13 protein-coding genes are annotated in these 14,056 nt (G+C 27.8%); 2 read left to right on the top strand and 11 right to left on the bottom strand.

Annotated elements, in window-relative coordinates; translation table 11 throughout:
* Position 1: 1 nt before the first annotated feature.
* From P4S50_RS04320 to P4S50_RS04310, 3 genes are all read right to left on the bottom strand, one after another.
* Positions 2 to 892: a DUF4007 family protein gene (locus tag P4S50_RS04320; protein WP_277733331.1), complete on the bottom strand. Its 891-nt coding sequence runs from the start codon at positions 890 to 892 to the stop codon at positions 2 to 4.
* Between the two features lie 4 nt (positions 893 to 896).
* On the bottom strand, positions 897 to 2,678 hold the full coding sequence (locus P4S50_RS04315; RefSeq protein WP_277733330.1) for a phosphoadenosine phosphosulfate reductase domain-containing protein: 1,782 nt from the start codon (positions 2,676 to 2,678) through the stop codon (positions 897 to 899).
* A gap of 425 nt (positions 2,679 to 3,103) precedes the next feature.
* Positions 3,104 to 3,280, bottom strand: coding sequence for a DUF255 domain-containing protein (locus P4S50_RS04310; protein WP_331489696.1), 177 nt, complete (start codon positions 3,278 to 3,280; stop codon positions 3,104 to 3,106).
* 281 nt (positions 3,281 to 3,561) lie between these two features.
* On the opposite strand from P4S50_RS04310, the gene P4S50_RS04305 reads away from it, so the two are divergent.
* Both P4S50_RS04305 and P4S50_RS04300 read left to right on the top strand, forming a co-directional pair.
* The gene (locus P4S50_RS04305; RefSeq protein WP_277733329.1) at positions 3,562 to 4,320 is read left to right on the top strand and encodes a DeoR/GlpR family DNA-binding transcription regulator; all 759 of its coding nucleotides are present in this window, start codon (positions 3,562 to 3,564) and stop codon (positions 4,318 to 4,320) included.
* Positions 4,321 to 4,518: 198 nt separating this feature from the next.
* A complete protein-coding gene (locus P4S50_RS04300; protein ID WP_277733328.1) occupies positions 4,519 to 5,610 on the top strand; it encodes a GerAB/ArcD/ProY family transporter in 1,092 nt (363 codons plus the stop codon).
* A 43-nt stretch (positions 5,611 to 5,653) separates the two neighbouring features.
* On the opposite strand, the gene P4S50_RS04295 is transcribed toward P4S50_RS04300, so the two are convergent.
* From P4S50_RS04295 to P4S50_RS04260, 8 genes are all read right to left on the bottom strand, one after another.
* Positions 5,654 to 6,289, bottom strand: coding sequence for a hypothetical protein (locus P4S50_RS04295; RefSeq protein ID WP_277733327.1), 636 nt, complete (start codon positions 6,287 to 6,289; stop codon positions 5,654 to 5,656).
* Between the two features lie 14 nt (positions 6,290 to 6,303).
* Positions 6,304 to 7,305, bottom strand: a complete 1,002-nt coding sequence (locus P4S50_RS04290; RefSeq protein WP_277733326.1) for a uroporphyrinogen decarboxylase family protein — start codon at positions 7,303 to 7,305, stop codon at positions 6,304 to 6,306.
* Entirely contained in the window at positions 7,280 to 7,948 is a 669-nt protein-coding gene (locus P4S50_RS04285; RefSeq protein WP_277733325.1) for a cobalamin B12-binding domain-containing protein, read from the bottom strand. The genes P4S50_RS04290 and P4S50_RS04285 overlap by 26 nt, the downstream gene beginning before the upstream one ends.
* Before the next feature lie 15 nt (positions 7,949 to 7,963).
* A complete protein-coding gene (locus P4S50_RS04280) occupies positions 7,964 to 9,088 on the bottom strand; it encodes a GNAT family N-acetyltransferase (RefSeq protein WP_277733324.1) in 1,125 nt (374 codons plus the stop codon).
* 12 nt (positions 9,089 to 9,100) lie between these two features.
* Positions 9,101 to 10,834 carry a DUF4091 domain-containing protein gene (locus P4S50_RS04275; RefSeq protein ID WP_277733323.1) on the bottom strand — a complete coding sequence of 578 codons (1,734 nt, stop codon included), beginning with the start codon at positions 10,832 to 10,834 and terminating at the stop codon, positions 9,101 to 9,103.
* Positions 10,835 to 10,847: 13 nt separating this feature from the next.
* Positions 10,848 to 11,657: a carbohydrate ABC transporter permease gene (locus P4S50_RS04270; protein WP_277733322.1), complete on the bottom strand. Its 810-nt coding sequence runs from the start codon at positions 11,655 to 11,657 to the stop codon at positions 10,848 to 10,850.
* A gap of 14 nt (positions 11,658 to 11,671) precedes the next feature.
* Positions 11,672 to 12,613 carry a carbohydrate ABC transporter permease gene (locus P4S50_RS04265; protein ID WP_277733321.1) on the bottom strand — a complete coding sequence of 314 codons (942 nt, stop codon included), beginning with the start codon at positions 12,611 to 12,613 and terminating at the stop codon, positions 11,672 to 11,674.
* 151 nt (positions 12,614 to 12,764) lie between these two features.
* On the bottom strand, positions 12,765 to 14,042 hold the full coding sequence (locus P4S50_RS04260) for an ABC transporter substrate-binding protein (RefSeq protein WP_277733320.1): 1,278 nt from the start codon (positions 14,040 to 14,042) through the stop codon (positions 12,765 to 12,767).
* Positions 14,043 to 14,056: the final 14 nt, after the last annotated feature.

The raw sequence follows: 14,056 nt of genomic DNA, 5'->3' as shown, positions 1-14,056 counted from the left end.
CTTAAAGTTGCTCGTAATACCTATTTAAAACTTCTTCCTTAGTAATATCTTTAACATATATTGTATCTAATCCTGCCGTTCTATTTATTTCTATATATCCATCATTTTTTAATATATCTAAATATTCATTTAATATATTTCTATTTAGATTAAAAATCTTACCAACATTACAATTATTATTTAATAAACTATCAATAGTAGTTTTATTATCTTTTATATTATCTAATATAACGTATAGTATGACTAACTTATCTAATTTATCAATACTAGGTGTACATTTTACATAATACTCTCTTTTATCAAAAGTCTTTTTTCTTTTTATTAATACAATATCTGTTAAAGGACAAATAAGATTATCTTCTGGATTTTTTTCTGTACTATCATCTAAACAATAAGTTTTTATTAAACAACTACAATCATCTTGCAGTGATTTTTCAGAATAAATTAAATTAGCATCTATTCTATCTAATGCTAACTTCATTCCATCTAATAAATCTTCTTTAGTAAATTCTTCAACTTTAAAATCATTATAGAACAAATACCATGTTGTACTTAATTCTCTATTTGAAGCCAATTTATAATGAACTAACCATAATGAAAATATATCTTCAAAGTATGGATCTTTTTCAAATATTATTCTACCTAAACTATCAGTTAAAAACTGCTCTCTTTTTCCTTTATAACCGCTTATTTCTTCTGTTAATCCACATACTTGAAGCCAATATCTTATAGACTTCACCATATTACTTCCTACCCCTAAAGTATCCGTAGCAAATTTATTCGAAAATAAACTTGAATCTTCATTAATACTTTTCATACCTTTACTAAGCCAGCCTTCTCTTATATAGAAACTTTCGTGACCTTTAATTTTTATTTTAGTTATATTGCTCACAAAGCTAACCTCCTCTCTTTATAGCTAGTACTTTTCTTATATAACAACCACCGTCAAAATGCTGAACACATTCTCCACATCTAACACACTTATTATCATCTATCTCATATTTTTCTTTTATCTTTTTATTTTGAGCTTCTTTTTCACTTGCAGATTTAACAACAGATATTGCATCAAACCTACATACACTTTCACAGCCTAAACACCCCATACACATTTGATATTTTGTAATTTGTGCATCTATTTTTTTCTTAGCATCCGTTAAGCTTTTAGCCTTGTGTATGGGAAGTTTTAATATAGTTACTTTCAGTGTCTTACTATTTATCCTTCCTTGAAGCCTCATTATCGGATTATTATTTTTATCAACAACGTAAACTTCACCTAATCTCTTATTTCCTATTTCTTTATTAATATATCCAAAAGGTTTAAATAACTGATATAATTCCTCTGTTATTTCTTTTCTTAACTCATAACTAAAAGCATCATTTTCATTTGCACAAGGCTTAAATGAAATAATGGAATTTTTACTAAACGAAATTCCATTTCCACCTTGTCTAGCCTTCCATTTTCCTTCATCAACGTAAACTTCTGCATCAGGCTTTCCTATTTTTTTTGCAAAGTTTATTAATAAATTTCTCCAGTCATTATACTGTTGTAACATATATATCCTTGATAAATACGTTGCCCAATCACTATTATTAGGACAGCACCAGCATCCAACACGTGAATATCCTAATCTATATGCATCATTAAAATCTATGCCCGTCGATAGTATATAAAGCCAAATATCAAAATCGAACCAATATATAATAGGAGATACTACTTTCTGCTTAGTAATTTTAGGACTTTCACTTTCTCTTTCATAGTTACTTCTTTTTACAGATTCACTTCTCCTTATTCCATAAAATGTTAATATCCTTTTTTTATTTTTAAAAGCCGAACTTATTTTACTATTTATGGGTCCTGTTTTAAAAATACCACAACACCATCTCATAACTCTGCTAGGAGCTCCTATTACATCACATAAATCATAGAAATTTTTTTCTTTATTTTTAGCAACTAACATAGGAGTTTTTCTATTATTTTTTCTAAATCTTGTAACATATTCCAAAGTCAGAGGAAACTCTAATGTAGTGTCTCCAAATATATGAATAATTCTAGGCTTACTTAATGCCTTTGTAACCAAATCACTAACAACGGTTGAGTCTTTACCTCCACTAAAAGAAACAAACATTTGATCAAAACCATACCCTTTAATATCTTTATTTATTTCATCTGTTGACATGCTTACTATAGAGTTAAATCTACCTTTATTAGCTTGTACAAACTTTTTAATGTATTCATTAAATTTATCATATGAATTCTTATTTGTATTTTCTTCTATTTGTTGTCTAACTTTATTAGAATCATTTTTCATTAAATCTTTTATAGTTATTTTCAATTTTTTTCCATCAACTATATATCTATTTCCTGCACCATTCCACACAGAACTATCTTTATACTTAAAAGGTTCTCCTTGTAACACTTCTAAAAGTAGTCTTTCTTCTGGAAATACTGGTCTTAAATCTGTCGTTATATATTTACCTTTTTTGCCACATAAGCCACATATTTGATCATGGATGGGTATATTACAATCATTACACCAATATAACTTTGATTTAAGAGTTATATTGTGAATTCTATTATTCTCTTTACAAGCTTTACATGAATATTTTCCATTTTTATATTCTACATAATCCGTTCTATCGTGTATTTTTTGACATTTATCACAATAATAAAATATCATTCTAATTCTCCTTGCTTCAAATTTGCCAACAATATTATTTAAAATAATATACATTATCCTTAACCTTATAATTTTAACATAATATCTTATAATTTTACACTATTTCGCATTTAGTTATTTTTTCAAAAGCATATAAAAATACTTACGCTCTACCAAGTATTATATATAATCACTTAATAATTTATATGACCATTATATAAAACGTACGTTCTTTTAACAAGCAAATAAACATTCCTTACATATATTTATAAGGCTATTCTAGAAAGTAAATTTTCATATCATTACATTTATTATTACTTTCTTGATGGATGTGTTTGTATAATATAAAAGCACCGCTAACACTATTAAATATGTTAGCGATGCTTTTATATTAAGCTCATTGTTTATTAAATACTCATTGTTTACTGTTATTTACGTATATGTCATCAATGACAAGTGGAATATCCAATAGATAAAAATATAGGTTTGTCTTCTTCTTTTGCTTTCTTAAAAGCTTCTTCTCCCCATGGATACCAATCAACTGGATTGTTTTTGTGCTGTAACAAATATGGTGACTTTTCTTTGGCTAATCTGTTTTCTTTTTCACTCATATATTGTGACATATCATCACCTTCCTCTTTGTTTTTGTATAGTTTCCCACTTGATAAGTTAGTCTATTCACGGAGTTATATCATTTATTTAGAATCGTATAACTATTTCATTGTTTATAAAATTTTAAATAATACTTATTAAACTCTATACAACCAATAAATCAACTGTCTGAATTTATAATATGACAATTCTCTTTTTTTAAATTACATTCACTTATTTTTACTTAATTAAACTTGACGTTTTACTTAATATAACTTATAATTATTTTATAATTAAAACAGAGGTGAAGAATGTGTATCAAGAAGAAAGACTCCAACTAATTCTTAATTATTTACATGAACATAAACGAATTAATGTAGAGGAAATTTGTAATCTATGTAATACTTCAAGAGATACAGCAAGAAGAGATTTAGTAAAATTAGAAGAAAGAGGTAGCATTCTTCGAACTCGTGGAGGCGCTTTATTGCCAACTATAATAAAAGAAATTAAAAGTTATAAAGACCGTATTTCTAATGATTCTAAAGAAAAAAAAGCCATTGGCAAATTGGCAGCATCACTGATTAAAAATGGTGATAGAATCATTATGGATACATCCACTACAGTTCAAGCATGTTCAGAATTTTTACAAGTAAATGATTGTACTGTTATTACAAATTCTATTAATCAGGCTTATATACTTTCCAACAAACCAGAAGTTAATATTCATTTGTTAGGAGGTAAATTGAATCAAGAACAGCGTTTTTTATATGGACCATCAGTCATCTCAATGCTTTCAAATTATTATGTAGATAAAGTCTTCATAGGTATCTGTGGTCTTACAGAAGAAGGAGTAATGGTTGCTTTTGAAGAAGAGGGCTTCATAATGAGAAAAATGATTGAACAAGCTGACCAAGTCATTGTATTAGTTGATAGTTCAAAGTTTGGTAAAAAAGGATTTTTCAAAGTTACTGATTTATCTCAAATCGATATAATTGTTACTGATAAACTCCCTGATAAATCATTAATTGATATTCTTGATAGTAACCAAATAAATATTATGCTCGCAAAATAAAATAAGTTAACACCCTACTAGCGTTACCTTTTGGGCGTGATAGTAGTTCAACACCTTACTAGCGTTACCTTTGGGCGTGATAGTAGGGTGTTTATTTAGTTGTACTTTTCATACACTTTGAGATGTCTTTTATTAGAATTAAATTAATCTATTTAGGTTAAACTATTAAATGACTTTTGAATGTTAGGAGTACAAATAATGAATAAAGAACTTATTTCAGATAAGCAAGGTATATGCCTTATAACATTATTCATAACAGGAAGTACTTTTGTACTAGGTGTTGGAGCCGAAGCAGAAAAGGACTCATGGTTGGCTATTTTATTATCAATTTTATTTGCATTTCCAATATTAATGATTTACGCTAGACTTCTTTCTCTTTTTCCCAAAAAAGATTTATTTAATATTCTTGAAATAGTTTTTGGTAAGTTCATTGGTAAATTTATCAGTATATTATATATTTGGATTGCCTTTCATTTAGGTTCATTGGTTTTAAGGAATTTTGGAGAATTTATTGTCAACGTTTCATTATCTCAAACCCCAATGATTGTACCTATGATATTCATTATTTCTTTATGTGTTTGGGGTATAAAAGATGGAATCGAACTTCTAGGAAGATGGTCCTACTTTTTTATACTGGTAATTATACTTTTAGTAATTACAGGTGGATTATTACTAATTCCTAATATTGATATAAATAATATTTTCCCTATATTAGATAACGGAATAAAACCAGTCATTCAAGGAGCTTTTGGAGTATTTTCATTTCCTTTTGCTGAGACAATTTTATTCTGTTTAGTTTTTTCATCATTAAAAAATAGTCAATCACCATATAGAGTTTATATATTCGGATTAATAATTGGAGGAATTATAGTGTTTATAACTTCATTAGCTGACATTTTAATTTTAGGAGAACATTCATATAGTACTTTATTTTTTCCTGGGCAACATGCTGTGTCCAGAGCAACTATTGGTGATTTTATACAAAGAATTGAAATAATTGTATCTATATCTTTTTTAACTGGAGGGTTTGTTAAGATAAGTATATGCTTGTTAAGTTCTTGTAATGGAGTTGCTAAATTATTTGGTTTTAACAACTATAAATTTATAGTAACTCCAATGGCTTTATTAATGCTTAATTTATCTCATCTTATATATAATAGTCTTTTTGAAATGGTTGATTGGGCTTTCAAGGTATGGCCTTATTATTCTTTTTTATTTCAAGTTATTTTACCTATTACAATATGGATTGTTGCAGAAATTAAGCATAAAAATTTAAAACAATTAAACTAAATGATATATTAAAAACAGCACTAGATACTATCTAATGCCGTTTTTAATAACATTTATTTTTACAATTATCACATCGACCTATATTATTATCCTTTAATCCTACTCCAAATATAACTCCTACAGTTTTTATAGGGAATAATTGATAATGTTCATTTATTCTGATATTACTATTTTCATTTTTCAATAAATCGAATATAATTTTTTGGTTTGATACATCAAAGTCACTTTCCCCTGGGTATATTTCTGAAGATATTTTTAATCCCGGTATTTGATTTAAAATATTATATTTAATTTTATCATTTATATAATCTAGTGCAACTATACCTATTTTATCTAATACCATACCTCTTATCATTTCATTATTATTAGTATAGTATTTTATTCTTTCCTCTATATCTGTTCCTATTGTATACAGTGCTATATAAATATTTTTACAGTCTTTTAACCTATCAAAAGCATATTTTCCTTTAAGAACATATTTATCTGCAATAGTAATTTGATTGTTATCATGATTTATTTCAAACTGCTTTAATGACACCTGTGGTTTTATAAATTTATCTGCTATATCACATTCTTCATCAATTTTTCTGAGTATAATTTCTGAAGGTTTTCTCTTAGAGTAACCTAGGAATTTCAATACCTTATTTTTATCTATATAAACTTTATAAATGCTTTCCATTGTATATCTCCTAACTATAAATGAATACTATCTAATTCTTTATAAGCCATTCTGCCTGTTTTAATTGCACTTTGTAGATTTTCTACTGGTGTATCATTTAAGCAATTACAGCCAAAAGCACATAAATAATTGTTATTCTCCCTCATAATCTTCATCAATTTTATAGTTTCTTTTCTTATATCCTCTGGTTTTCCTCTTCCTAAAAGTTCTATAGGATCAAGATTTCCTATCAGCACAATATCATCGGGTATTCTATGTTTTACATCTTCATAATTCATGATTTGATCCAAACTTATAGCATCTATACTACAACTCAACATATTATCTAATATATAAGATGTATCTCCACATATGTGCATACTCTTCCAACAAGTTAATTCTTTATATATTTTCTCTACATTAGGTACAACATATTTATCAAATCTTTCTGGATTTAATGTAACAGCTGCTGGTTCTGATATAGATATAAGTTTAGCGCCTGCTTTATTGACCGCCACACTATACCTTCTCACAGTTTCTGTAGTAAACTCTAATAGTTTTTCTACAAATTCAGGATCCGTTATTATACTTCTCAAAAGATGAGTAGCTCCTGCAAGCTGTATAGCTAGTGTAAATGGTCCTTGTATAGAAACGTACAATGGTTTTTTTATATTATTTGCTATTAATGTCAGACTTTCAATATTAACAGGCATTCTACCAGTTTTATAAGGGTCTGGAACCTCACATTTACTTAATATTTCTATATCTGTTATTGGATGATTCAATACACTTGGAAAGTCATAATCAGACTTTAATATATCAAGTCCCAATGTTTCACAAAAAATTATCCCATCACAAAATGAATATATAAAATCCGACTCAAATGTTTCATCCATAACCTTGGCCATTTCTAGTTGATTATTTGGATTTTCATAAATATCATAAGCTTTATAATTAGTTAAAAACAATCCATTAGTAGCCATATCAGGAAGAAAAAATCCTCTATCCTCACTATTTATATACTCTAATAAAGTCATCTTTTCCCTCCTCAATCAAACGTGCTACAAGCTTTACTGCTTTTGGAGCATTTTCAGAATATCCATCAGCACCTATTTCTACAGCATAGTTTTTGGTTATACAACCTCCACCAATAATTACATATGGCTTATTTTTAATATTAATACTATTTAACTGTTCTATTAGTATTTTCATTTCAGTCATAGTAGTCGTCATCATAGAAGAAACTGCTATAACTTGAGCCTCTTCCTTTATAGCTGAATCTATTATATCTTTATTATCTATGTTTACTCCAAGATCTATAACTTCATACCCAGCAGCTTCAAGCATAATTTTCACAATATTTTTACCTATTTCATGGGTATCACCTTTAACTACAGCAAAAACTACTTTTCCCTTACTTTTTTTATTTATTTTTCCATAAGCTCTTAATACTTCAAGGCCTTTATTTAGAGTATCTGCACAAACTATAACCTCTGGTATATAATACTCTTTGTTTTCAAATAGTTCTATAGCTTTATTCATTCCCGAATTTAATCCCTTAGAATAAATATCATCTATATTTATATCATCACAGTTTAAAGCTTTTTCAATTAAATTTTCAATACTTGATTCTTCCATATTTACTATACAATCTGATATTTTTTCTAATACATCATTCACACAATATCCCCCTTATTATTGATAGTTAAGATTAGCTGGCCATACAAAATTTATCGGGAATACATTTTTTATAAATTTTTCAATATTAGGCTTTTTACTTAAATCTTCTCTAATTTTCCCTTCGAAAAATAATTTATTTAGACATTCTACATCTTCTATCAAGAGCTCTTCATCTTTATATTTAATTAGATATTTTCCACTTAATTCTTTAAACTCAATGTTATCCAAAACCTTCTTATCTGCATATTGAATAAAATAGTTATATAAGCTTTTACACATTTTTTCATAATTTATAATCTTTATAGTTCCATGTAAGTAGTCAATACAGACTTCGTCGTATTTTTCTATATGATTTTTATAATCTTTTACATGTACCCAATAATCTAAATAATTTAAATCATATTTATATGCAAGATAAGAAATAGTATCATGTACATAATTACATGGTAAATTTAATTCTATAATTTGTCCTAGCTTTTTTTCTTCGTTATCTATTATTCTTATAATCATATATCCAATTAACTTATCATCTTTTCTTATTACCAATTTTTTGTATGTATAGTTACCCCAAGGAACTGTAGCAGATTTTAATAATATCTCAAACTGTTCTCTTGTTCTAAAATATCTAGTAGAGTTTTGATTGTAAATTTGTATCATTTCTTTTTTATATTTTTCATCATATTCTTCTATGTCTATATTTAATGAGATATCTTTAGGCATTAAAGTATATTTATAGAAATTCTTAACCTTGCTACACATTCTTCTTGTATATAAGCTTCTATCTCCTGATATTAAAACTATATCGACACCATCATCGTGCATCTTTTCTTCTACTTTATCTAAGATTTTTGATGAATATCTTTTTCCCTCGTGCTCAGGGTCAGTACAAACAGCACCTATTGATGCAACTTTTATGTTTATGCCTTGTATAAGTACATCTTGAATTAAGTAATTCACATCTGATACTATTTTCCCATTTTCTTTTATAACAATCATATTGTTTATATTATCTTTATTGAGAAGTAGCGGAAATTCCTGTTGCATAGTAGGATTATATCCCCTAGATACTCTAAAAACTTTATTTATAAGCTTTATAACATCTTCAAATTCTTCTATTTTTGCACTATCAGGCTTTAACAATTTTATCACCCTTTAAACTAAATATTTTTCTACAAGTTTATTTCTCAATTCATTATATTTGTTATAATCTAGTGAATAATCCATTTTTACTTTTCTTTCAGGCAAAGCTCTCATATCTTCTTTACTTCCTAAAAGATTCTGTATTTGATTTAAAATTTCATCTTTCAATATTCCTTTTTTCTCTATTTCTCTAAATATATCAAAATCTTGTATTCCAAATAAAAAATTCTTATATCTTACACTATGCATAGGCTTTAAATTTTTCCCTGGATATACAAAGAACATGTCTCCCGCAGTCCATCTAGGATATTTATAACTTACATCTTCAAAAACATTTCCAGGCCATATCCCATATGCCCATCTTAAAAATCCATCAACCTCAAAATAATAAGTAAACCATCCTTTAAGTCTACTTTCTATTAAAGGTGATTTTAAGAATATATTCAGTTTTTCTGGAAAACAGCATGAATACCAAGTTAAAACTCCGCCTCTTTTATCTACTTCTTTTTTTAGTTCTTTTATAGTGTCTATATTATTTACAATTTCACATGTACTAAGTGATAGTGATTCTATATTATCTCCATGTTTATCAAAAAACTCCTGGTTATGTATTGCACATTTATATTTTATTTCATATTCTGGTATAGCTGATTGCATAAAATCAGAGCATTCTTTAAATATTTGAGCATTATCAGGTTCATCACTCATCACTTTTACCTTATCCCATAATTTCATATCTACAAGATGATTAAAAATTAATGATAAGTAATCTTTTAATTCTTCCTTATTTTTTATATAATCAAAACACCCATCGTTTTCATCATAATATATAACTCTTAAAGCATCTTTATGTTCTTTTACAGGATTCCCAAATAAAAAAGCATCCCAATTTCCTATTAGTCCAAATAAGTTAATCTCTTGTTTTATTCCATGTTTAAAACATGTCTCTATGTATCTATCTAATGAAGAAAAATCACATTGTATTTTACCTTCCCTATTCTTAAATACCTTTACAATGTTCATCTCAAATAAATTCGAAAAGTTTTCATCGACTTCAAAGCATCTTTGACCAGCCCATGAATAATCTGTAACTACAAGGTCTATAACTCTTTGCCCTAGATTACTCAAGTCTTTTATATAGTTATCTATTATCTCAAAATGTTCATCTGAAAAATATTCTACATCATACACTCTTGCCCAATTGCACAGATGCTGCCATAAATCCAGAAAAAATTCTCCTTCTTTTATTGGTTTTAATGTATAATCTATTACTTTAATTTCTAACTCTTTTTCTGCTACTAATTTTTCTCTATCGTATTCCTTAGAGTAAAAAGCTTTAATTTTTACTTTTATAGTTTCTTTATTATAATTTTCAGGAATTTCACCTTCTACCCAAATCATCTGATAATCTTCTTGTATATACAAAGACTTTTTATCTAGTATAGGATCTGCTACTAAATTTCTCATATCATCTTTTACATATCCTAAAAATTTTATTTTAAAATATTCTCTTAAATTCTCATCTATATCTAATTCTAAACGAATTTTATCTCCTAACCCTTTCCAATGAATATCATTGGTTTTTCCTAACTGACAAAAGTACTCTTTATCTGAATTTATTAGAATTTGAAATCCGAATTCTTCTTGTCTTAAAATATCAATTTCTCGATTCATTTCTATTAAGTTTTCTTCTTGTCCTCTTATATGCTTTGTAGATGAATCATATAGTTTCATGTCAAAATTCAAATTAATCACTCCCTTATCCTTTTATTCCAGAAAGAGTAACTCCTTCTACGAATCGTTTTTGCAAAATCAAATAAATTATAAAAGATGGTAAAAAGGTTAATGTAGATCCAGCCATAACTAACCCATAATTAACAGTATATTGAGCATTTAAGCTTGAAAGGCCAACTGTCAATGTTCTAACAGAATCATTAGTTGTAACGATTAGCGGCCATAAAAATTCATTCCATGCACCTATAAATGTAAATATAGTAAGTGTTATTATTGCAGGTTTTATTAAAGGAACTACTATTTGAAAAAATATCCTAATGTCAGAACAACCATCTATTCTAGCTGAATCTATTAAATCATTAGGTATATTAAGTATTGCTTGTCTCATTAAAAACACTCCAAAAGCAGTTGGTATTGGAAGTATAAGCGCAAAATAGCTATTAATCCATCCTAATTGTCTCATTATTATATAAAGAGGAATCATTGTTACTTGAGAAGGTATTATAAGTGTCATAATCATAAAGAAAAATAATTTTTCATTCCCAGGAAACTCCTTTTTGGCAAAAGCAAATCCAGCTAAACTACTAAATAGTACATTTAATACGACACCTGATATAGCTATAAATAAACTGTTCAAAAAATAATGCACAAAATTAGTATCTCTAATTATAGTTATGTAGTTTTGTAAAGTTATATCTGATAAAGAAAAATCGAAATTGTACGCTGTATATGTAATCTTAAAAGATGTTATTACCATATATACAAAAGGAACTATCATACAACTTGCAATCATAAGTAAGATTATATTTCCAATTATTCTTTTTATGCTTTTCATATAGTCCCTCCTTTTTAGTAAATAGATTTATCCCTTTGAAGTAATTTTCTTTGAAATATTGATATAATGGCTATTAAAAGGAATAGTACATTTGCAACAGCCATTGCATATCCAGCTCTAAATTGTTTAAAAACTAAATTATATATATGAAGTACCATAGTCATAGTAGATACCCCAGGTCCTCCACCTGTTAATGTATATACGAGATCAAATGTTTGAAGCGACCATATACAACCTAGAAAAACAACCATTATAGTAGTAGGTTTTAAAAGTGGTACAGTTATATAAAAGAATTCATGAAGTTTATTAGCTCCATCAACTCTGGCTGATTCATAATAACTCTTTGGAATATCCATAAGAGCTGATATGTATATAACCATAAAGTATCCTACATTTTTCCATATTGATATCCCCATAAGTGTAGGTAATGCAAGTTTTGTATCCCCTATCCAATTAGGAGTATTTAATCCTACATAAGTAAAAATCATATTAAGTGGTGACAATTCTCCATTCAAAAATATTCTCCATATAATTCCAATAAGTATCATAGAAGATATTACAGGTACAAACATGGCTCCTTTAACTAATTCATTTAGTCTACTTTTCTCTCTTTTAGTTATCCATACAGCCATTAATAAAGCTATTGAAGTTTGAAGTGGTACAACACCTACTGTGTATATGATTGTGTTTTTAAGTGATGCCATAAACATCTTATCCTGAGCAAGATTTAAATAGTTTTTAAATCCAACGAATTTTGCAGGTGTCATTATATTGTATTTTGTAAAGCTAAAATAAATAGACATTATTATTGGAATTACATAAAAACTTAATAATAATATCCCTATCGGAAGTATGTATGTATAAGGCGTAGACTTTTTTAATATTTTTCTTTTATTAAAGGTACGAACTCTAGATTTTTTTAATTCTTCATTTTTCTTTAAAATTATATCTTCCATAAAAAAGCTCCTCTTTGAGTCTAATTTTTAAATTAGCACTTCAAAATCCACAGTACATCCTATAGATTTTGAACTAATAATTCATCTATATAAACATAAAGCATCAAAAATATTAGATATTCTTGATGCTTCATATTATTATTTATCCAAATTACTGATCTTCTGCTAATAAATCATTTGCATATTTAGCTGCTTCATCTAAAGCTTCTTTAGGTTCTACTTCTCCAACCATCATTCTTTGTAGTTGCTTCCATAGGTAGTCATACACTTCAACACCGTGAGGAGCTACAACTAATGGTCTGTATATTCCTTTATCATTTTCTATCATCTCTTTAAGTTGTGGATCTCCTTGATATGGTTCATCTTTAGATATTGGAGCTCTTGGATGATATTTATGGAATTTTGTCATAGAATCAGCACTTAGCATATGCTGCATTAACTTAAATGATAATTCTTTATCTTCAGTTGCTGACATTAAAGTTAATTGATCAACTGATGCAAATGTTCCCATATCTTTATTTTCTAGTGAAGTAATAAATCCATAGTTAAGATCTGGGAATGACTTATCTAGTATTTCATGTGCTGCTGATGAAAGCCAGATTGTAAATGCAGATTTTCCAGGTCCAAATGTAGTTTGTAACATTTCTTTATTATTTTGTGCCATTGCATTATCTGGAATTACTTTATCTTTAAACTTAAGGTCATATAAAAATTGAGCTGTTTCTAACCCTGCTTCATCATTAAATCTTACAGTTTTTAAGTCATCGTTATAAAGTTCTCCACCTGCTTGCCATAAAAATCCATACCAGTTCCAGTTAAGATCTCCAAAGAAGTTTGCTCCCCAACCTTGAGAGAATCCCCATTGATCTATTTTTCCATCTCCATCAGTATCTTTTGTTGCTTTTTTAGCTATTCTTCTAAAATCTTCCCAAGTTTTTGGAGGTTCTTCTCCAAGTTCTGCTAATATATCTTTGTTATAGTAAAGAACTGCTGGGTTTGCAGCTTCTATAGCAAGTCCATATATTCCACCTAACATTTTACAATCATCTATGTATATGTAGTTTTCCATATCTTTTTCTGTTAAGTAATTTGTTAAATCTTCAACTGCTCCCATTTTTATGAATTGAGGGAACATTTCTGCATACATGTAACCAACATCAGGTCCTTCTCCTGCAGCAATTGCAGTTGCATATTTTTCAGGATATCCTTCCCATGGTATTATTTCTAAATTAATTTTCACATTATTTTTTTCTTCAAATTCTTTAAGTATAGGCTCCCAAACAGGTTTATCATTTTCCCCTATAGGCGGTAACCATACAGTTAACTCTTTTGTAGCTTCTTCTGATTTTTCAGTAGAAGTTGAACCACATCCTGCTAGAACAGATACTGTCATAACTAAAATTAAAGCCATGGCAAATAGTCTTTTCATCTAATAAATCCTCC

The sequence above is a fragment of the Tepidibacter hydrothermalis genome (assembly GCF_029542625.1).
Classification (GTDB): domain Bacteria; phylum Bacillota; class Clostridia; order Peptostreptococcales; family Peptostreptococcaceae; genus Tepidibacter_A; species Tepidibacter_A hydrothermalis.
Note: the sequence above shows the minus strand (reverse complement) of the source record. Positions and strands in the feature narration are given on the sequence as shown.